At 59.5% G+C, this 21225-nt stretch carries 16 protein-coding genes; all 16 read right to left on the bottom strand.

Translation table 11 applies throughout. From position 1 onward, the window contains the following. Nucleotides 1–56: 56 nt before the first annotated feature. On the bottom strand, nt 57–2750 hold the full coding sequence (locus IPH10_01485) for a valine--tRNA ligase (protein MBK6909600.1): 2694 nt from the start codon (nt 2748–2750) through the stop codon (nt 57–59). Between the two features lie 109 nt (nt 2751–2859). Beyond that, nucleotides 2860–3558: a rhomboid family intramembrane serine protease gene (locus IPH10_01480; protein ID MBK6909599.1), complete on the bottom strand. Its 699-nt coding sequence runs from the start codon at nt 3556–3558 to the stop codon at nt 2860–2862. Continuing rightward, nucleotides 3555–5084, bottom strand: coding sequence for a M23 family metallopeptidase (locus IPH10_01475; GenBank protein MBK6909598.1), 1530 nt, complete (start codon nt 5082–5084; stop codon nt 3555–3557). Before IPH10_01475 ends, IPH10_01480 begins: the two co-directional genes overlap by 4 nt. Continuing rightward, on the bottom strand, nt 5069–6274 hold the full coding sequence (gene rodA, locus IPH10_01470) for a rod shape-determining protein RodA (protein ID MBK6909597.1): 1206 nt from the start codon (nt 6272–6274) through the stop codon (nt 5069–5071). Before rodA ends, IPH10_01475 begins: the two co-directional genes overlap by 16 nt. Then, entirely contained in the window at nt 6271–8112 is a 1842-nt protein-coding gene (gene mrdA / locus IPH10_01465; GenBank protein MBK6909596.1) for a penicillin-binding protein 2, read from the bottom strand. Before mrdA ends, rodA begins: the two co-directional genes overlap by 4 nt. Further along, nucleotides 8109–8588 carry a rod shape-determining protein MreD gene (mreD, locus tag IPH10_01460; GenBank protein ID MBK6909595.1) on the bottom strand — a complete coding sequence of 160 codons (480 nt, stop codon included), beginning with the start codon at nt 8586–8588 and terminating at the stop codon, nt 8109–8111. Before mreD ends, mrdA begins: the two co-directional genes overlap by 4 nt. Next, entirely contained in the window at nt 8585–9418 is an 834-nt protein-coding gene (locus IPH10_01455) for a rod shape-determining protein MreC (protein ID MBK6909594.1), read from the bottom strand. The genes mreD and IPH10_01455 overlap by 4 nt, the downstream gene beginning before the upstream one ends. Before the next feature lie 11 nt (nt 9419–9429). After that, entirely contained in the window at nt 9430–10452 is a 1023-nt protein-coding gene (locus IPH10_01450; GenBank protein MBK6909593.1) for a rod shape-determining protein, read from the bottom strand. 30 nt (nt 10453–10482) lie between these two features. Beyond that, nucleotides 10483–10824, bottom strand: a complete 342-nt coding sequence (locus tag IPH10_01445) for a hypothetical protein (GenBank protein ID MBK6909592.1) — start codon at nt 10822–10824, stop codon at nt 10483–10485. Nucleotides 10825–10834: 10 nt separating this feature from the next. Further along, nucleotides 10835–12373 carry a bifunctional phosphoribosylaminoimidazolecarboxamide formyltransferase/IMP cyclohydrolase gene (gene purH, locus IPH10_01440; protein MBK6909591.1) on the bottom strand — a complete coding sequence of 513 codons (1539 nt, stop codon included), beginning with the start codon at nt 12371–12373 and terminating at the stop codon, nt 10835–10837. A gap of 9 nt (nt 12374–12382) precedes the next feature. Further along, nucleotides 12383–13000 carry a phosphoribosylglycinamide formyltransferase gene (gene purN / locus IPH10_01435; protein ID MBK6909590.1) on the bottom strand — a complete coding sequence of 206 codons (618 nt, stop codon included), beginning with the start codon at nt 12998–13000 and terminating at the stop codon, nt 12383–12385. Then, nucleotides 13000–13938, bottom strand: coding sequence for an LD-carboxypeptidase (locus IPH10_01430; protein ID MBK6909589.1), 939 nt, complete (start codon nt 13936–13938; stop codon nt 13000–13002). The genes purN and IPH10_01430 overlap by 1 nt, the downstream gene beginning before the upstream one ends. Before the next feature lie 7 nt (nt 13939–13945). Continuing rightward, nucleotides 13946–15190 carry a GWxTD domain-containing protein gene (locus tag IPH10_01425; GenBank protein MBK6909588.1) on the bottom strand — a complete coding sequence of 415 codons (1245 nt, stop codon included), beginning with the start codon at nt 15188–15190 and terminating at the stop codon, nt 13946–13948. After that, nucleotides 15154–16542, bottom strand: coding sequence for a 30S ribosomal protein S12 methylthiotransferase RimO (gene rimO, locus IPH10_01420; protein MBK6909587.1), 1389 nt, complete (start codon nt 16540–16542; stop codon nt 15154–15156). The genes IPH10_01425 and rimO overlap by 37 nt, the downstream gene beginning before the upstream one ends. After that, the gene (locus IPH10_01415) at nt 16533–19964 is read right to left on the bottom strand and encodes a DNA polymerase III subunit alpha (protein ID MBK6909586.1); all 3432 of its coding nucleotides are present in this window, start codon (nt 19962–19964) and stop codon (nt 16533–16535) included. Before IPH10_01415 ends, rimO begins: the two co-directional genes overlap by 10 nt. Continuing rightward, the gene (murA, locus tag IPH10_01410) at nt 19961–21223 is read right to left on the bottom strand and encodes a UDP-N-acetylglucosamine 1-carboxyvinyltransferase (GenBank protein MBK6909585.1); all 1263 of its coding nucleotides are present in this window, start codon (nt 21221–21223) and stop codon (nt 19961–19963) included. Before murA ends, IPH10_01415 begins: the two co-directional genes overlap by 4 nt. Between the last annotated feature and the right edge of the window lie 2 nt (nt 21224–21225).

Below are 21225 nucleotides of genomic sequence, written 5' to 3'. Positions count from 1 at the left end.
GATTCCGGCGGAGAGCTGCATCGCAAACTCCCCGCCGCGCGAGCCGATGTCTCGCGTTATTGCGCGGCTTCGAGTTCTTCCAGGAAGCGACGGATTTTCATATGTGCATGTTCGAGCTCTGTGAGCTTTTCGCGTTCGGCGTCCACGACTTCGGGTTTTGCGCGTTCGATGAAATTGGCGTTGGTGAGCTTAGACTTCGTGCCTTCGACCAATTTCAACAGGCGTTCGTCTTCTTTTTGCAGCCGAGCACGTTCGGCTGAGACGTCAATCACGCCGTGAAGCGGGACATAGACCTCGATGCCTTGCACGATCGCGGAGGCGCTGCCTTTCGGCCGAGCGCCGTCGAGATGCAGTTCGGCGAGGCCGGCCAGTCTGACTACGAAGTCCGCGAAGGCTTCCCACTCATCTGCGATTTTCTTGTGGTCCGCGCGAATGCCCGCAGGGATGCGCAATGACGGCACGATGCGCAATTCGCCGCGAATATTGCGGAGAGCGGTGACGACGTCCTGCAACTTACCGAATTGTTCTTCAACTTCGGGAACGACGAGCGTGGCCTGATAGCGCGGGAATTGCGCGACCATAATGCTGGCATGGCGATGACCAGCGGGCCAACTTGAGGCCGACAGACTGCTCAGCGTGTGGTAGATTTCTTCGGTGACGAACGGCATGAAGGGATGCAATGCGCGAACGATGCCGTGGAGGATACCGAGGGCGTGGCGCAGAGCGTCGGCGCGTTCATCGGCGGACCCTTGCAAGCGCACTTTGATCAACTCTAGATACCAGTCACAGAAGTCGTTCCAGATAAACGCATGCAGGCGTTTGGCGGCATCAGCGAAGCGGAACTCGGTGAGTGCTTTTTCGACGTCGCGGACGCAGGACATGAAGGCTGAGGTGATCCACTGGTCAATCAGATTGGCGGGCGCGCTGGGCAGAATTTCGACGGGCGTAAAGGCGAACGTATCACCCTCTTCGGGCACGTTCATCAATAGGAAACGCGTCGCATTCCAAAGTTTATTGGCGAAGTTGCGGCCAAACTCGCAGAGTTCGACGCCGAAACGAATATCGCCTCCGCGCGGGGTTTGCGAGATGATGGTGAAGCGCAGCGCGTCGGCGCCGTAGCTGTCAATCACCTCGAGCGGATCGGGCGAATTGCCCAGCGACTTGGACATTTTGCGGCCCTGCATGTCGCGAACGAGGCCCGTGAAGTAAACGTCCTGGTAGGGTGCGACGCCGAAAACCTCTTCGGACGAGATGATCATGCGCGCGACCCACAGGAAGATGATATCAGGCGCGGTGACCAGAGTTGAACTTGGAAAGAAGTGTGCAAGATCCTCGGTGTCGCGCGGCCAGCCGAGCGTCGAGAACGGCCAGAGCCACGATGAGAACCAGGTATCAAGCACGTCGGGGTCCTGGACGAGTGTGAGCCCGGCGTACTTGGGATCACCGCTGGGATCATCGAGCGTGCAGATAATTTCGCCGGTTTCTTTGACTGTCCATAGCGGGATGCGATGTCCCCACCAGATTTGCCGCGAGATGCACCAGTCGCGCACGTTTTCCAACCAATGGAAGTAGGTCTTTTCCCAGTGATCGGGATGGAAGCGGACGCGGCCTTCGCGCACGGCAGCGATGGCGGGTTGCGCAAGCTCCTGCATGCGGACAAACCACTGTTCGGAAAGCAGCGGTTCGATGACAGTGCCGGTCCGTTCGTTGTGACCGACGGATGTTTGGTAGGGTTCGACTTTCTCGAGGAAACCGTCGGCTTCAAGCGCAGCGACAACCTGTTTGCGTGCTTCCTTGCGGTCGAGGCCGCGGAATTGCGGCGGAACAAGATCCGTCATCCTGCCATCGGGGCCGATAACGATCAGGAATTCGAGGTTGTGGCGATTGCCGATTTCGAAGTCGTTGGGATCGTGTGCGGGCGTGACTTTAACGCAGCCGGTGCCGAATTCGCGATCCACATAATCATCGGGGACGATTGGAATGACGCGTCCGGTGAGCGGGAGAGTGACGGTTTTGCCATGCAAATGGCGATAGCGCTCATCTTCGGGATGCACGGCGACAGCGGTGTCACCGAGCATTGTTTCGGGGCGCGTGGTCGCGACGACGAGATGGCCGCTGCCGTCGGTCAACGGGTAACGAAAGTGCCAGAGATTTGAGGCGACGGTGCGATACTCGACCTGTTCATCAGAGAGCGCGGTGCGCTTTTCGGGGTCCCAATTGACGATGCGCTTGCCGCGATAAATCAGGCCTTTCTTGTACAGGCGCACAAAGATCTCAGCAACGGCACGCGACATTTCGGGATCGAGCGTGAAGCGTGTGCGCGACCAGTCGCAGCTTGCGCCAATGCGGCGCAACTGCTGCAAGATGATACCGCCGTAATTCTCACGCCATTCCCAGATGCGCTCGACGAGTTTTTCGCGGCCAAGATCGTGACGCGACAGTCCTTCTTTGGCGAGCTGGTCTTCGACTTTGATTTGTGTGGCGATGCCGGCATGGTCGGTGCCGGGCAGCCAGAGCACGTCGTCGCCGTGCATACGGCGCCAACGGCAGAGCATATCCTGGAGGGAATTATTAAGAACGTGTCCGAGCGTGAGCATGCCGGTGACATTGGGCGGCGGCATCATGATGACGTAGGGCTTGTGGCCTTTACGTATCTGCGCGCGAAAACAGCCTTGCTGTTCCCATTGGTCATAGAGGCGCGTTTCAACGGACGACGGTGTGTAGGCTTTATCGAGTTCTATGCGGGGCACGGTATGTCAGATTAGAAAAGTGAAAGTAGCAATTAGAAATTGGCACAGGCCACTCAGGCCGGGTTGCGGCGGTCGTGACCTGACTCGGCCAGTGTCGGGGACGAAGTTCTCAGCGCCACGGGGATGTCCGCGTGGTCGTTCGGTTGGGGCGGACGCCAGCCAGCAGAATCATGATAACGCCGCTGACGAAGCCGCCGATATGGGCTAACCAAGCGACTCCCCCGCCCTGCCGATTCATTTCATTGGCGAAGCCGCCGAGCTGCATGACGAACCAGATGCCGAGCATCAAGATCGCCGGGACGGTGATGAAGCGCACGATGTATACGATCCAGAGTAGGACCACGACGCGCGCCTTGGGATAGGCCAGCATGTACGCACCTAAGACCGCACTGATGGCGCCGGAGGCTCCCACCATGGGAATTTCGGACGACGGATCGAAGACGATATGGCTCAGCGCGGCGACCAAGCCTCCCGTCAGATAGAAGAGCAGGAATTTGAAGTGGCCGAGCGTGTCTTCGATGTTGTTGCCGAAGATCCAGAGATAGAGCATATTCCCGCCGAGATGCATCAGGCCGCCGTGCATGAACATGGAAGACCAGAGCGTCAGCCACGAGAGCGGAATGGCGGGAAGCAAGTCCCAGCCGCCCACGATGTCGCGCGGAATCGCGCCCCATGCAAATACGAATGCCTGCTGAGCGTCAGGCGGCATCGTGAATTGGAAGGCGAAGACGACGACGTTTATTGCAATCAGTCCGATGGTGACGATCGGAGTGCCGCGCGTGGGGTTTTCGTCGCGAATGGGTATCATGGAATCGTCACCGTAATATCCCAGGTCTTCGTCAGTCCGGCGCGATTGGCAGCGGTGAACTGCACTTTGTGTTTGCCGCTGCCGAGTTTCTGCGGCGTCCAGATTGTGCCGCCGTCTTCTTCGTACTCGTACTCAGGAATCGCGGTCTGGCCGTCCACGGTGCAGCGCACGTTGGAGTCATCAATGGATGACTCGTCGTCGGCGAGCGTGAATTTGATCTGGCCGCTCTGTCCGGATAGGGTCAGGCGCGGCGGGGTATCATCGTAAGCAATGCCATAGGTTCCGCCGCGCAGGACGTAGCAGGACATCGTGCTTGTGTCATCGGCGGGGATGCGCCAGATCGCGGACTTACCCGTGGCGCCGCTGCGCTTGTAGAAGTACTTGCCGGGCTCGAACGCTTGGTCTGCGGTCAAAACGAGTTTAGCAGGCAGGGCAAAATTGTCATCACGGATGTGAACTTCGTCGCCGACCGGCAGGAGGTCAGCCCAGCTCATGGCAATATTGTCGCCGCTTAGACTGAAGCCGTTGGATTCGCAGCTCCCGGCAACGCGCATGGCAGAGCGCTGCGCGCCGGATTGCACGGGAATGCGAACGCTGCTGGTGTTCCCGTTGCGGTCTTCGACTTCGATGCGGACAACGCCGGTGAAATTGTCGAGCCAACCGGCCGGAAGTTGTTCATCGCGCGTGCCGCGTTCAGGCCAAAGAAAGAGTCGGCGCACGTCGCGGTCATTGGTCTTGAACTCGGGATAGACGAGCTTAGCGTAGATACTCTGCGGACCTTGCAGATTGATTTCGCTGGAGCGATCTTCAAAGATCAACTGTTCGTCGGCATAAACACGGATGAAGCGTGGGACGGCATTTCGCCCCCATGGTCCGGGGTCGTAAGTGCGAACAAGAAATGCGACGGGCTCGGAGGATTGGACGCGCGGCGATGCGTTGAGCGCCAGCGAGCGACCGGCGGCCGATGGAATGTCATCGGAGAATTTGATCCAGCTCACGCCAACGATGGCGGGGTCGTCGTGATCGCGCGGTTCAAAGAACATGAGCGGATCAAGCTGTGTCGCGCCATCACGGATTTCAAAGTGCAGGTGGGCAGGTCCGCGACCGCTTGCACCGGTGTAACAGATTACGTCGCCCGCGCTATAGCGGTGCGGCGAGTTGGCTTCGTCGTAGCTGACATCTATGCGATAGGTGCCGACAGCGAGTTGGCTGTCGCGGACGGTGGCTTGCAGTTGGGGTTCATAGCGCGACAGGTGTCCGAAGACGGCGGTACGGCCATCGCTCAGGCGATAGTAGAGCGTGCGGCCATAGCCGGGCGGATTGATGGCAACACGTTCAATCCAACCGTCGGTGGGAGCGACAACGCGCAGCGGAGTGCGGGCGCGCAAATCCACGCCGCCATGGAAGTGATCGGTACGGCTGTCGGCGTGTCCGCCTGTGAGCGTGCGCGAATCGGGCAACGGCCAAAGATAGTCCGCCGCCTGGGCTACAACGACACACAGGAGAACGATTAGTACTCGCGCCACCGCAATGCCGCGCTAAAGAGCAGGCCGACCATGGCGAGCGTCACCAACATTGAACTTCCGCCATAGCTGACCAGCGGCAAGGGCAAACCGGTGACGGGCAGAAGCCCGACGGTCATCAGGAGATTGGTCAGGGCCTGAAAGATGATGGTGCCGACGACTCCGATTGCGACGAGCGAATGGAAGCTCGAGTGGCACTTGGACGCGATGGCGATACCGCGATAGTAGAAGACGAGAAACGCGACGACGACGATGACGGCGCCGACGAAACCCCACTCTTCGGCGAAGGCCGAGAAGATGAAGTCGTTGTGGCCCTCGGGCAGGAATTGCAACTGCGTCTGGGTGCCGTTCAGGAAACCTTTGCCGAGCAAGCCGCCGGAGCCGACGGCGATTTTTGATTGAATCAACTGATACGCTGCGCCGAGCGGATCAGCCTCGGGATCAAGGAAGGTCGTGATGCGGCGCTGCTGATGCGGTTCGAGTTTGCTCCAGAGCTTAGGGGTCAACGTGCCAAAGAACAGGTAGAGTCCGGTCAGCGCGGCAACCCACGGCAGGCGGCGGATGGAGACGTAGGCAATGGCGACCAGAAGCAGCAAGACAATGATATGCAGCGGCATGCTCCAGACCGTCAGCACGGCGGCGACCGGCATAAACATCAGGAGGATGTATTGCGGCGCGACACCTGCCCATGTCAGCAGGACAAAGAGCATAACGGGAAAAATCAAGGCCGTGCCAAGGTCGGGCTGGACGAGAATCAAGGCCATGGGCACGACGGTCATGATACAGGCGACGGCGAACAGCCAGAAGCGATCTAAATCGCGAGGATGCTCGGCGAGCAATCTGGCGACGGCGAGCAGCGTGGCGACTTTGGCGAATTCGGAGGGTTGCAATTGCACGGAGCCGAAGACGAACCAACTGGTCGCGCCCTTGTGCGTCGAGCCGACGGCAAGGACCAAGAGGAGGCTGACGATCGAGACGCCGTAAAAGATGTAGGAGAGCATCTCGAAGAAGCGCAGCGGCACGGACAGGATCGCCAAAGCAATCGCGGAGCCGATGCCGATCCAGAAGAACTGTTTCTGGTAGAGGCCGGATCCGTCGGCGATACTCGTTGAGAAATTAGCTAACAGGCCGACGGCGAGCAACACGAGGATGGCGACGAGCAGCCAGAGGTCGGAGAATTTCCCGCGGCTCATGGCGTTCGACTTTCCGCGACAGGTTCGAGCTGCGGTTCGGCCTCGATCTCTTCCTCGTTCTTCTCTTTGTAAAGTTCGGGATAGAGTTCGCGGCGAATCAGTTGGCGCAGGACTTCGCCTGCTACCGGTCCGCCCGCACCGGAGCCGCTTTTGCCGAATTCAATGAGCGCGCAGCAAGCGTACATCGGATTGTCCACGGGGCCGTAGCAGATGAACCAACCGTGATCGTCGCCGTGGGCATTTTGCGCGGTGCCGGTTTTGCCCGCGATTCGACAGGAATCGTCCTGCTGTTTGCGGGCGGTGCCGGACGGTCCCCAGACGACTTCGGTCATACCCCTCTGAGCGATCTCGATGATGGACAGTGGAACATCGGGCTGACGATCTTCGGCGGGTGCGCGTTTCTTGAGGGTATGGGTCGAAGGATCGTAGACGCCATCCACAAGAAATGGTTGTTTCCACACGCCGTCATTGGCGATTGCGGCAGTAAACGCGCAGAGTTGGAGCGGCGTTGCGAGCATTTCCCCCTGGCCGATGGACACAGAGACGAGGAAGCCCGTGGACCATCCGTTCGGGCCGTAGCGTTTGTCATAGTATTCACGCGAGGGAACGTTTCCCGCTGCTTCGCTTGTTTGGTCTATGCCCGTGGCAGACCCGAGGTGAAAGCGCGTGAAGGCGCGATTGATGCCGTCAACGCCGAGGAGCAATCCGAGTTTATAGTAGAACACGTCGCAGCTTTGGGCCAGCGACTGCACGCAATCAATGTGGCCGTGTCCGCCCTTTTTCCAGCATTTAAAGGTGCGATTGCCATAGGTGAAGCTGCCGGGGCAGGAGACGCCCCACGAGGTGTTGATGACACCACTGGCCAGGCCTTCAATGAGCATGGCGGGTTTGATGGTGGAGCCGGGCGGGTACATCGTCTGTACCGAGCGGTTCAGCATCGGCTTTTCGGGATCATTGAGCAGCGCATTCCAGTCGGTGCTGGAGATCGAACCTGCGAAGATATCAGGATCGTAGGTCGGCGCGCTGGCCATGACGACCACTCCGCCGGTGCGCACGTCCATGGCAACGACGGAACCGATCTTATCTACGAGCAAGGATTCGGCGAGAAGCTGCGCATGAATGTCAAAGCTGGTCCAGAGTTCCTGACCGGGAACAGGCTCGATGCGGCCAAGGGTTTGCTCGGTGTGCACCTCTTGACCATGAACGTCCACGACGGACAGGCGATTGCCTTTGACGCCGCGCAGGTCTTTGTCATAGAGCTTTTCAAGGCCGCGCTTGCCAACCAGGTCACCGGATTGCAGGCCGGGATATTTGCTCAGTTCGTCGTCGGAGATTTCGGCGACATAACCGATGGCGTGTGCGGCGACATTGCCGGGATAAAAGCGCTTCGGTTCGATTTCGAGATAGGCGCCGGGGATGCGGTCGCGAGTCTCTTCGAAACGGGCAAGTAAGGTGTAAGGCAGGTCGCGGCGGAGGCGCTGCGGCCGAAAGGAGCTGCGATAGGGTCGGAGTTGTTCGTCCCGGATTTCGCGAGGGTCACGCGCAACGGCGAAGCCAAGTTGTTCCACGGCGAGACTGTCTTTATACAGATCGCGCGGAATGCCGTAACAGGTGTAGCTCGGGCGGTTGCTGACCAGCAGGTAGCCATGGCGATCACGAATAACGCCGCGCGGCGCGAGCATTTCGACGAAACGAATGCGATTGTCTTCCGATTTCGCGCGATACTCGGGGCCTTGCACAACTTGCAGTTGTACCAAGCGGTAGATCAGGACTGCGAAGACAAGCAGACCGACTGCGATGAAGCTGGCATCGCGGAGGATCTCGTTGCGCTGACTCATCGCGCCGCGCCTTCACTCTTATGCAAGGGCGACAGGAACCACAGTACGGCCAGAGCGGTGGTCCAGAGTGCCGACGGGATTCCGCTCCAGAGCAAGAGGCCCAGGAACGGCAGTTGATTCGCTCGCGCGAGCAGAAGCATCCGCAGGACTTCGAGCACGAAGGCAAAGAGCAGAACCATAACGGTCCACGGCCACCACAGGCGGACCGGCGCGTCGGCAGCGAGTTTAGCGGAGAAGAAGCCGGCGATGCACATGGCGAGTGCGGACATTCCCAACGGCAGGCCGCCGAGGGCGTCAATCGCAAGTCCGAGCAGGAAGCCTGCTACGCTGCCCCAGAGCGGGCCGAGCGTCAAACCGACGAAGACCGCGAACGGGAGCAAGAATGACGGTCTGGCGTAACCGATGGTAAGCAGCGGCCCCAGGCCGGCTTGTAGTATCAACAGACTAAGCGCGGTGATCAGCAGTTTGGGGCTCATGGCTGTGCCTCAATCTGCGGATCGTTTTGCCCGGCGTATGGATCGGGCCAGTCAGTGCCAGTCACGATGAAGACATCTTCTACGGTGCGGAAATCCACAAAAGGCTGGACACGCCAAGTCTCTCCATATATAGAGAGTTCGGAAGGGTCGTCGGTTATGACGCCTACGCGAATGTCCTTGGGAAAAACGGAACCATAACCGGAAGTCAGGACGAGATCGCCGGATTTGACGTCAACACCTTGCGGCAAACCGGATAGAGTGAACTGATCGGGGCCTGTCCAGCGCAGAATGCCGCGCATGCGCGTGCGTTCCAGCAAGACGGCAACGCCGTAGCTGTTTCCAATCAGAGTTTGCACGAGCGTGGTGTGGTCGGTGACTTCAATGGTCTTTCCGACCAAACCGAGGGGGGTAATGACGGCGGCGTTAAGCTCTATACCTGAAGTGCGGCCGCGGTCCAAGCGAAACTGACCGCCGAGCGCCGGACCGACAGCGCTGATGGTGGAAGCGGGAACAGTCGTGTAATCGCTGCGTTGACGATACTCGAGAAGCGCGCGCAGGCGTTCATTCTCAATCAGCGCGTCGCGAAGCTTGGCGTTTTCTTTGCCGAGAGTGAGAGCGTGCTGTTGGAGGATGTCGAAGTCGGACCAGATTGAAAAAATGCGGCGGACGGCATGCAACGGTGAGGCGGCATAGCCGACGACATCGGACGCGGTGTCTTTAAGCTCACGCGCGCCGGGTTTGGGGCTGGTCAACAGCAACACGACCGAGATGGCCGCGCAGATGAGAAAGGCCGTCCATTCCAGAGTACCGCCGCTGCGGCGATTGCGCACCGACATTGGGATTAGTTGGGGAGCAGTACGCGGTGATAGGTTTCCATGTCGTCGAGCACTTTGCCAGTGCCGCGCACGACGCACGTCAGCGGATCGTCCGCGAGGAATACGGGCAGCGACGTCTCTTCACGCAAGCGCACGTCGAGACCGCGGATGAGCGCGCCGCCGCCGGTCATGATGATACCGCGATCCCGGATGTCGGCGGCGAGTTCGGGTGGCGTCTTTTCGAGGGCGTTCTTGACGGCGTCCACAATTTGCGAGATCGGTTCGTCAATGGCGTCGCGAATTTCGATGGAATTGATTTCAACGGCTTTGGGCACGCCCTCTACAAGGTCGCGTCCTTTGGCGACGATGGAGAGTTCTTGTTCCAGTTTGGCGGCGGACCCGATTCGCGTTTTGATCTCTTCGGCGGTGCGTTCACCGATCAGCAGGTTGTAGTTACGGCGCATGAACTGAATGATGGACTCATCGAGTTCGTCGCCACCGACGCGAATTGACGTGTCGGTGATGATACCGGAGAGGGCGATCACCGCGATTTCCGTGGTGCCGCCGCCGATGTCAATGACCATGTTTCCGATGGGGTCCAACACCGGCAGACCGACGCCCAGCGCGGCGGCCATGGGCTCCGCGATCAGGAAAACTTCGCGGGCGCCGGCGTGCTCGGCGCTGTCGCGAATGATCCGTTTTTCAGATTTCGTGACGCCTGATGGTACGCAGACAATGACACGCGGCCGCAGCAGGCGATTGGTTTGCGCTTTGCGGATGAGGGCACGGATCATGATTTCAGCGACTTCATCGTCGTCAATCACACCGTCGCGCATGGGTCGGATGACTTCAAGATCGCGATGGGTTTTGCCGAGCATTTCGCGAGCTTCATTCCCGATGGCGATGACTTTTCGGTCGCTTTTGCGAATGGCGACCATGGAAGGTTCGCGCACGAGAATCCCCTTGCCTTTGACGAAGACGAGGGTGTTGCGAGTGCCGAGATCAATGGCGATCTCGTTGGAGAACAATCCCGATAGGGAAAAGGACATATGCTCCTCGGAAGGATGTTAAGACGAGGATCAACCCTCGTCGGAGAGTACGATTCCAGCGCCCAGATCGGGCGGATTGATGCCGCGTTTCTTTTCTTCTTCCCAGAGATACTCGAGAATCAGCGGCTGTTCGTCGCGATCCACGGCAACGTAGATCGAGTAGTAGGCGCCCCACGTGCAGATCAGTTTCTGATTTTCAGCGGCGGCGATGGCCTGTGCGAGGGACGGCAGTTTGCGGGTCATGCGGCCGACGAGGCTGTAAATGGCGCCGCTGACGTCACGCTTAACAATGTAGTTTTTGCCCATGTAGCGCACTCGGGAAGAGGGGCGAACATAGAGCGGTTGCTTGAGATGGTGTGGCCAGGAACTCATGAGATGAAGCTCAGTGTTTGAAGTGGCGGCGGCCCGTAAAGAGCATGGCGATATTGTGTTCATCGGCGGCGGTGATGACTTCTTCATCGCGGACAGAACCGCCGGGCTGGACAACGGCGGTGGCACCGGCGGACGCGACGAGATCGAGTCCGTCGCGGAAGGGGAAGAAGGCGTCAGACGCACAAACAGAATTGGCGAGCGCGAGCTTGGCGGACTCAGCTTTCAGTACGGCGAAGCGCGTCGAGTCCACACGCGACATCTGTCCGGCGCCGATGCCGAGTGTTCCGGTCGCTGAGGCGAAGACAATGGCGTTGGAACGAACGTGTTTTGCAACTATCCAACCAAGCTTGAGCGCAGTGAGTTCAGCGTTGGTCGGCGCGCGCTTCGTGACGACTTTGGCGTCGGCCCATTCGGGGAAGCCGTTGTCGCGGTCTTGCACAAGATAGCCGCCCCATATGGCACGAACTTCCGTGGCAACTCCTCGGCAGTCGAGTGCGGCTTGATCGTAGGTGATGAGCCGCAGCGCTTTCTTCTTGGCGAGAATTTCGCGCGCGCTGTCGGTGAACGCGGGCGCGAGGATGATCTCGAGGAAGATGTCGGCCAACGCCCGGGCGGCGGTTTCGTCGAACGTGCGATTGACGGCGACGATTCCTCCAAATGCCGAAACCGGATCGGTTTTGAGCGCCGTGGCAATGGCTTGATCAACCGTACCGCCCAAGCCAACGCCGCACGGTGTAACATGCTTGATTATCACGCAGGCGCACTCGGAGAATTCTCCGAGCAAGGCGAGCGCGCCGTCGGCGTCGAGCAAGTTGTTGTAGGAAAGTTGCTTCCCCGAGAGCTTGTCAGCGGCGACGAGTCCAGCGGCGGGAATGTGGAATGGCGCATAGAGGGCGGCCTGCTGATGCGGATTCTCACCATAGCGCAATGCGCGGGACTTGTGCAACGCGAGGGCCTGGAAATCGTCGGGGTTCAGCCAGTTGGCAATTGCGCCATCGTAGGCGACAAGTTCCATGAAAGCATGGCGGCCCAGCTTGTCCGCGAGCTCGGGGGACACGGCGCCGCGCTGCGCATTGAACTCGGAGATAAAATCGGCGTATTGCGCGACATTCGTAAGAATGGCAACATGCGCACGATTCTTGACTGCGGCGCGCACCATGGAAGGACCGCCCACATCAATGTTCTCGTTGATTTCTTCCGCGGATTTTCCCGACGAAAGCGTATGCTGGAAGGGATAGAAGTTGACGACGAGCAGGTCAATGGGATCGAGGCCCAGGCGCTGCATGTCGGCGTCGTCACCCGTGTGATCACGCCGCGCGAGCAGGCCGCCATGAATGCGCGGATGCAGCGTTTTGATACGTCCCTCCATCGCTTCAGGGTGCCCGGTGAATTGCGCGACTTCGGTGACCGGCAGGCCGTGATCAAGCAGCGCTTTGGCAGTGCCGCCGGAAGCGATCAGCTCAACGTTGTGGGCGTGCAAGGCCTGCGCGAGTTCAATGAGACCAGTCTTATCGCTGACAGATAATAGAGCGCGGCGAATCGGGATCATGAGAATGTATTAGGGTAGGATCGTTACGATACGGTCGTGAATACGCAGCCGGTCGCGGACAAGCAGGCGCAATGCGCCGAAGTAGAGGTTCTTTTCCGCGGCCTGCACGCGAGCGGCGAGGGAGTCCGGCGTGTCGGCGGGATCCACGCGTACAGGAATCTGTGCGATGACCGGGCCATGATCGTATTCCTCATCCACGAAATGGACGGTGGCACCGGTGATGCGCGCACCGTACTGCAACACGGCTTCGTGGACTCGTTTTCCATACATACCGTGGCCGCCGAAGGCAGGCAACAGGGCCGGATGGATGTTGACGATTTTATTCCGATAGGCCTGGACGACGGCAGGTGGGATCAACTCCAAAAAGCCGCAGAGACAGATGGCATCGCACTGCGCTGTGCGCAATGCTTTTAGCAGCGCCTGGCCGTGTTCCACAGGCGACGGGAAGTCGCGGCGGCGAATTACTTCGGCGGGAACGTCCAGTTCACGCGCCCGGCTCAAGGCGAACGCATTCATGTTGGAACAGATCAGCAACGCGTGGTCGCAGGGAAGCTGTTCGGTACGGGCGCTTTCGACCAGAAATTGGAACGTTGAACCGCTGCCGGAAGCGAAGTAGGCGATACGCATCAGGCGAAATTTGGCGCAATGAATGGTGAGACAGCAATGGACAATTCAGGCGTCGTGGCATCCAGTCGCATGCGCAACACGCCGCCTACAGGTAAGGTCACGCGGTCGCGGCCGTGTCCGTAGGGGAAATTCAGAATGATCGGGTAGTTCGTGCCGAGCGTCGCGTCGAGCACGCTTTGGCGAAGTTGTGCGCGGGATTTGTCATCACTGGGATCCCAACCAAAGTCGCCGACGACCAGCGCCGCGAGATTCTGCAGACCGCCCGCGTTGCGCAGATGAAAGAGCAGGCGATCCACACGATAAGGCGGCTCGGCGACATCCTCGATGAAGAGCATAGCGCCGCGCAAGTCTGGCAGCCACGGCGTGCCGAGCAGCGTCGTGATCATCGTCAAATTCCCGGGCAGGGCTGGCGCAATGATTTCGGTGGCGCCGCCGCGCAAAAATTCGAGTGGATTGACTGAGAATCCGTCCAACAAGTTGAAGGTCTCCCCCGCCAGCACGCGCATGGCGCATGATTCCGTAGCTGGTGAAAGCGAACCATCAAATTCAACGGCGAGCGGTCCCGTGAAACTGACGGCCCGCAGTTTGGCCCAGAGCGCCCATTGCAAGGCGGTGAGATCTGAAAAGCCGATTAACGGTTTGCGGGACGATGCAATGACGCCGAGATCGAGCCCCGCAAGCAGGCGCGACGTGCCGACTCCACCACGGGCACTCCAGACGGCGTGGACCTCAGGATCGGCGAACAGTGCGAGCAGCTCGCGCGAGCGAATGTCATCGTGTGCGGAGAGAAATCCGTCCTGCGACAACACGTTTGGGGAGAGCTTGGTGCGGTAACCCAAATCGTGCAGATGGGCGACGGCTCGTTCGAGTTTTTCGGGCTTGACCGGACCGGCGGGTGCGGAGATACCGAAGACAGATCCGGGCGCGAGCGCATTCAACACGAACTCAATACCCCCACTGCGGTCCGGCGAGCGTATAGTCGCCGAAGCCGGTGTAGTCCACGAACACGAAGCGGCGATTCAAATTGTGATAGAACCAGATTTCGTAGGGTCGCGAACCGGATTCAAAGGGATGCCGCTCGATGTCGGTGGGCTCGCCATAGAGTATGAAGACGCGGCCGCGATCGGTTTCCCAGCCGGCGCGATGCGTCGAGTACTTGTCGTCGGCGTAGTCAATGCGGAAGTAGTACTCTTCCATGAGTTCGTTGCGCGGCGTCTCTGGCGACGGATCGCGGCGTTTCCAGAATTCGCGAAAGAGCTGTTCGCGGTCCACCATCGAAGCGGAGCGCAGGCGCCGGTTTTCTTCGGCAGTAGCGATGTACTTCACTTGACGAATGGCTTCGCCGAGATCCGTTATCGTCGCGGGGACGCCGGGGATATTGACTGTAAACGTGATGGTTCGCGCTTCGCGGCGGCCGAAGCCCAGAGCCTCGAAGGCGATTTTGTATTTCTGCACGGGCAGATTGGCCAGGACGACATCGTATTCGATATGTTCGACCGTGCCCGTGGGATAGACGCGTTCGCTGCGCGTGGCAACGGGCTGGTTGTTTTCGCCGGTGACGGTCCACGTGATCGTTAAGGTGTCCCGGGCGACGCTGACGAGATCAATGCCAACGCGCGCGGGCTCGTCCCGATTGGAGAAGTTCTCAAGGACGCGCGGCACGAGCGGCTGGTCATGCAGCGAGTCGGCGTCGAGCCAATACAGGTCGGAAACGGAGAGCAGCGAGTCCATCAGCGCGGCGGAGACGTCGCCCTGCCAGCGGCGCTTGCTCTTGGTTTCGCGGTCGGTGATTGTGACGGAGACGGCGTACTCGCCGGGTTTGATGAAGAACTCTTCGGTGCGCACGGCATTCAGCGTGCGGCTGTTGGTTTCTTCAAAAGAATCGGTGTGGACGTCAATGTCGAGGCTGCGTTCGGCGACGAGGTTATCGGCTTCGTCAAAGAGCGCGAACGACGCTTCGAAGCGGGCGATGAACGCGCTCGATTGTCCGCGGACGAAGGTCAAATTGTCGTAGGGGACGGAAAGCGCGACGAAAACGAGGGCGCTATCAGGGTCGGACGACAAGCGCTGACCGGAGGAGCAGCGAAAGCCGCGGGCCTCCGGGCCATCCGTGTGGCGCGGTCGTTGGGCGAAGGCCAACGCTGTCAGCAGCGTCAGCGTGACAAGACAGGCAGTGCTAAGTTTCCGCATGATTCACCCCGCGATAAGGCACTCGATTCGATGGGCACGGCATCCAGTTGATAGGCGGCGGCGCCGGTGATCTTGACCTGATGAAGCGTGCCGGGCGGGAGCGTGCCGCGCACGCGCACGCGCGCGTCAATATCGGGTGCATCCCACGGGCCGCGTCCCCACGACGCCTCGCGGACATTGCGCTCGATCAGCACCGGAATGGTTTCACCAATTTGCTGTTTGTGACGATCAAGACAGACTTGTTTCTGCAATTTCATGAGTCTGTCGAGGCGGTCGAGCGCGACACCCTCTTCGACGCGATCGGGGAGCAGCGCGCCGGCCGTTCCGACTTGCGGCGAATAGGTGAAGACGCCGGCGCGTTCGAATCGGACTTCGCTCATGAAATCATAGAGCTCTTCAAAATCATCATCAGTCTCGCCGGGGAAGCCGACGAGCACAGTCGTGCGGACGCAGACATCGGCACGGCCATCGCGAAAGGCCGCGATAGACTCCTGCATTTTGCTCCGGCTGGTCTTGCGATTCATCAGTTTGAGCATGCGCGCCGACGCGTGCTCGATGGGAAAGTCAATGTACGGCGCGAGCTTGGGCACGCGCGCGAGTTCGGTCATCAATTGCGGTGGTGATGACGGCGGGTGCGCATAGAGAATGCGAATCCATTCGATGCCTTCGATATCGGACAGACGGCGGCAGAGTTCGGCGAGCATGCGCTGGCGATAGAGGTCCACGCCGTAGCTGGTCGTCTCTTGACCGATGATCAGCAGCTCTTTGACTCCGGTCCGGGCGAGCAGGCGGGCTTCGTCCACAAGTTTATCGAGCGGTTCACTGCGGTAGAGACCGCGCATTTGCGGAATCGCGCAAAAGGCGCAGGCGTGTGAGCAGCCGTCAGAGATACGCAAATAGGCGGAACCCGGTCCGGCCTTGCCGCTATACATCGTCAACACGGAGGAAGAGCTCGACATGCTCATGGGATTGGCACCCAGGGCGGCGAGCATTGCGCTCCAGTCTCCAATACCGAAGATGCCGTCGAGCTCGGGCAGTTCCGCCTGAATTTCAGGTCCGTCGCGCTGTGTCAGGCAACCCATGGCAAAGACGCGGCGACCGTGCTTGGCCTGTTTCCAGCGCACGGCTTCGAGCATGACTTGAATGGACTCCACTTTCGCGTCGTCAATGAAACCGCACGTATTGACGACGACGACATCGGCCTGCGCTTCGCGTTCGACGTATTCGTAGCCGCTTTGTTTGAGCAGTCCGGCGAGCGTCTCGCTATCCACAACGTTCTTGGCGCAGCCGAGCGTTTGGATCATGACACGGGGCGGACGCAGGTCGGCGGCGCAATGGCGTTTCATTGCCATAGGCACTCTACGTTCTGCTCGCCGATGACTTTGCGCATCTGGTTGATCACGGCAAGCGACGTCTTCAAACGATAACGGCGTGAGCGGATAAAGCGGTTCTGCCCATTCTGTTCGACTTTGAAGAGAATCTCAACGTCGCCGCTGTGGGAAGCAAAGAGATCTTCCAAAGCATTCAGCGTGGTTTCCAGATCCGGGCGCGGCGCGAGGTGCAGGAGCAGGCGCTTGATGAATCGCGCCTTGGCTTCCTCAATAGAGTAAATTTCCTCAGCGATAAACTTGGGTTCCTCGTCCTCGCGGCGAGTGACGCGCGCGACGATGATCAGACGCGCATCTTTCTGCAGAATCGGCAGGTAGTTTTCGAGCACATCGGAGAAGACGAGAATTTCGGCGGAACCCGTGTAGTCTTCGAAGATGACGGTGGCCATCGGCTTGCCTTTGCGCGTGACCTGACGGCGAATGTCCGTAACCACTCCGCCCAGCCGCACGCTGTCCTGATCGGCGAGCTCGGCGGTGTCACCCAACGCGGCCGTTGTAATCGAGGCGATGACATCTCGTTCCATGTCGAGCGGATGACCGGTGGCATAGAAGCCGAGCAGCTCTTTTTCGCGGGCAATCTTCTCGTCGAAGGACTGATCCATCACCTCGGGGAGCTGTGGTTCGAGCGAAGTCGCGGAGGCAACGCCACCAAACAGGGACGATTGACCGAAATCGCGTTCACGTTCTTTTTCCGCGGAATAAGACAAGAACGATTCGATTGACGCGAAGAAGCGACCGCGATTGCCGGGCAGCGAGTCGAGCGCACCCGCTCCAATCAGACTCTCAATGACTTTGCGATTGACGACGCGTGAGTCCACGCGGGCGGCCATGTCAAAAAAGCTCGTGAACGGTCCGCCCTTGGCGCGCGCATTCAAGATAGACTCGACGGGACTGTGGCCGATGTTCTTGATATTCTCGAGCCCGCAGCGCACGGCGTCGCCGGACACGGAGAAGTTGGCCACCGATTGATTCACATCCGGCGGCCGCACGGAGACTCCGCACTTGCGCGCGTCGCTGATGACTTTCGGCATGCGCTTGGTGTCACCATGATACGACGCGATATTGGATGCGACGAATTCCGCGGGATAGTTAGCCTTAAGATAGGCAGTCTGATAGGCGAGGACGGCGTAGCAGGCGGCATGCGCCTTGACGAAACCGTACTCGGAGAATTTGCGCACCAGTTCGTATATTTCTTCGGCAAGTTTCTGCGAAAGTCCGCTATGCGACAGGCAACCGGCGATGAAGTCGGCGCGGACCTTCTCCATCTCTTCCTTCTTCTTCTTGCCCATTGCTTTCCGCAGAATGTCAGCGCGGCCCAACGTGAACCCGGCGATATCGCGGGCGATCCGCAGAACCTGTTCCTGATAAACGATGACTCCGTATGTCTGGTCGAGGATCGGTTTTAGTTTCGGATGCAGGTATGCGACGGGCGTGCGGCCATGCTTACGCTCGATGAAGTCGCCGATCATATTCATCGGCCCGGGGCGGTAGAGCGCGACCATAGCCACAATATCGTCAATGCAGTTGGGCTTCAGCTTGGTGAGCCACTCGCGCATGCCGCCCGATTCAAGCTGGAAGACGCCGACAGTGTCACCTCGACCGAGCAGGTCATAGGTCTTGTCGTCGTTGGATTCATGAAGCGTATCGAGTTCAAGGGTTATGCCGCGGTCGGCCAGCATGCGCGTGCACAGGTCAATGACGTTGAGCGTGCGCAATCCGAGGAAGTCCATCTTAAGCAGGCCGATCTTGTCCACGATATTCATATCGAACTGCGTGGTGACACTGCCGTCGGATTGGCGGAACAGCGGGACGTAATCGGTGAGCGGTCCGGGGGTAATGACGACGCCGGCGGCATGCGTGGAGGCATGACGGCAAAGCCCTTCCAGCGTGGCACCGACATTGAAGACGCGCCGGTAATCTTCGCGCTCGGCGAGCATCGTGGTCAGCTCGGGATTGTTCTCGGTGGCCGTCGTTAGGTTGGCGGTTGGACCCTCGGGAATGCGTTTGGCGAGCTTATCCACGTCGGCATAGGGCATGCTCAAGACGCGGCCCACATCACGGACGACGGCACGCGCTTTCAGGCGGCCGAAGGTGATGATCTGCGCGACGGATTCAGCGCCATATTTTTCGCGCACATATTCAATCACGCGGGCGCGGCCTTCGTCATGGAAGTCAATATCAATATCGGGCATCGAGATGCGCTCGGGATTGAGGAAGCGCTCGAAGTAAAGGCCGAAGCGCATCGGGTCGAGGCTGGTGATACCGAGTGCATAGCAGACAAGCGAACCGGCGGCGGAACCGCGACCCGGTCCGACCGCGACGTCGATCGAGCGCGCATAGCGCACGAAGTCAGAGACAATGAGGAAGTAGCCCGAGAAGCCCATCTGGTCAATAACGCGAAGCTCGTAGTCGAGGCGTTCGAGCAATTCGGGAGTAACTTCGCGATAGCGCCGCGTCAATCCGGCGCGCGCGAGATTCGTGAGGTACTCTGTTTCGGTGGTCTCACCCTCCGGCAGCGGGAAGTGCGGGAGATGGCGGGTGTTGAAGTCCAGAGCAATGGCGCACTTTTCGGCGACTTCGCGCGTGTTGAGCAGCGCCTCGGGCACATCGCTGAAGAGCGCGGCCATTTCGGCGGGAGTCTTGAGATAGAACTCCTGCGTATCGAACTTCATGCGCTCGGCGTCTGACACGAACTTGCCGGTTCCGATGCACAGAAGACAGTCATGCGCTTCGTGATGGCTGCGCTCGAGGTAGTGCGTATCGTTCGTGCAGATGACTTTCGCATCAAGCCGTTTGGCGAGCTTGAGGAGCTGCTTATTGAGCTGCGGTTCGTCGGGCAGGTCATGGCGCTGGATTTCGACATAGAAGTCCGTGCCGAAGAGCTCTTTGTACCACATCGCTCGTTCCCATGCGCCGGTTTCGTCACCGGACATTAGCAGCGTGGGAATTTCCGATGACATGCAGCCGCTGGTGGCGATCAGTCCGTCGCAGTGGCCGGCCAGGAGTCCGTGGTCAATGCGCGGCCGGTAGTAGAAGCCCTCGGTATAGCCGCGCGACGAGAGTTTGACGAGGTTTTTGTAGCCCGCTTCGTTCTTGGCCAGCAGCAGGAGATGGCTGGCGTACTCGCCGTCGCGGCTGCGTTGACCGCCGGATTTGTTGAAGCGATCCTTGCAGATGTAAGTTTCGCAGCCGATGATGGGCTGAATACCGTTTGATTTACAGGCTGAGTAGAAATCCACGACGCCGTGCAGAGCGCCGTGATCGGTGAGAGCGATTGCGGGCATCTGCAATTCGACGGCACGGCGCACGAGGTCGCCGACCTTACAGGCGCCGTCGAGGAGGCTGTACTCCGAGTGGTTGTGCAGATGAACGAAATCGGCGCTCATAGGTCGCCTTCGATCCTCCGGATATCGGCGCCGACGCGCGCGAGTTTTACTTCGAGTTTTTCGTAGCCGCGGTCGAGATGATAGACGCGTTTGACTTCGGTTTCGCCGTGCGCGGCGAGGCCCGCCAGCACCAAACAGACAGACGCACGGAGGTCAGTGGACATGACGGGCGCGCCGGTGAGTTTCGGCACGCCGGTGATCACGGCGACGTTGTGATCCATGCGGATATTCGCGCCGAGTCGCGCGAGTTCGGCGACGTGGGTGAAGCGATCGGTGTAGATCGTATCGGTGATGCGCGATTCTCCGGCGGCGAGCGTGGCCATGGCCATGAACGGCGCTTGCAAGTCAGTCGGGAAGCCGGGATAGGCGTCGGTGGTAATGGTCACCGGTTTCAACGCACCATTTGTTCGCTCGACCGAAATGTAATCAGCGCCGGTTTGCACAGTGAGTCCGGCCTGGCGGGCAGTTTCGAGAACGATGGTCAACTGCGCCGGATCAGTCCGCGAGATTTTGATTTTGCCACCTGTCATGCCGACGGCGCAGATGTACGAGCCGGTTTCAATGCGATCCGGCAGCATTTCCGCATCGGCGGGATGAAGCTCGGCGACGCCTTGTATGGTGAGTTCGCGCGAGCCGATACCGGCGATGCGCGCGCCCATGCGATTGAGGAAGATCGCAAGCTGCGTCACTTCGGGTTCGAGCGCGACGTTTTTCAGGACGGTGGTCCCTTCAGCACGGACGGCTGCCATCAGGACATTGGCCGAAGCACCGACGCTGGAGATGCCGAACTCGAAAGTAGCCCCGCGCAAGGGCAAAGCTTTGGCGACGACGTAGCCTTGGTCGAGCTCCAGTTTGGCGCCGAGCGCTTCCATCCCTTTCATGTGCAAGTCTACAGGACGCGGTCCCCATGCGCAGCCGCCGGGCAGCGAGACGCGAGCCTCGCCGTGACGTCCAAGCAGCGCACCGAGCACATAGAAGCTGGCGCGCATGGTTTTGACCAATTCATAGGGTGCTTCAATATGCGAAGCGTGCGACGTGTCAATGAGCAGTTCGTGCTCGTGTTCATCTACTTTCGCGCCGAGAATACGGAGCAAGTTGCACATCGTGCGTACGTCCATAAGGCGCGGGACGTTAGTGAAGCGATAGAAGCCGGGAGCGAGGAGCGCGGCGGCCAATAGCGGCAGCGTGGCGTTTTTCGATCCGGAAACAGGTATCTCTCCTTCGAGCGGTCGTCCGCCGCGGAGAAGTAAGCTATCCAAAG

The organism is bacterium, from assembly GCA_016702305.1.
Lineage (GTDB): Bacteria > Electryoneota > RPQS01 > RPQS01 > RPQS01 > JABWCQ01.
The sequence above is the reverse complement of the archived record's forward strand: the minus strand, read 5'-3'. Positions and strand labels throughout refer to the sequence as shown.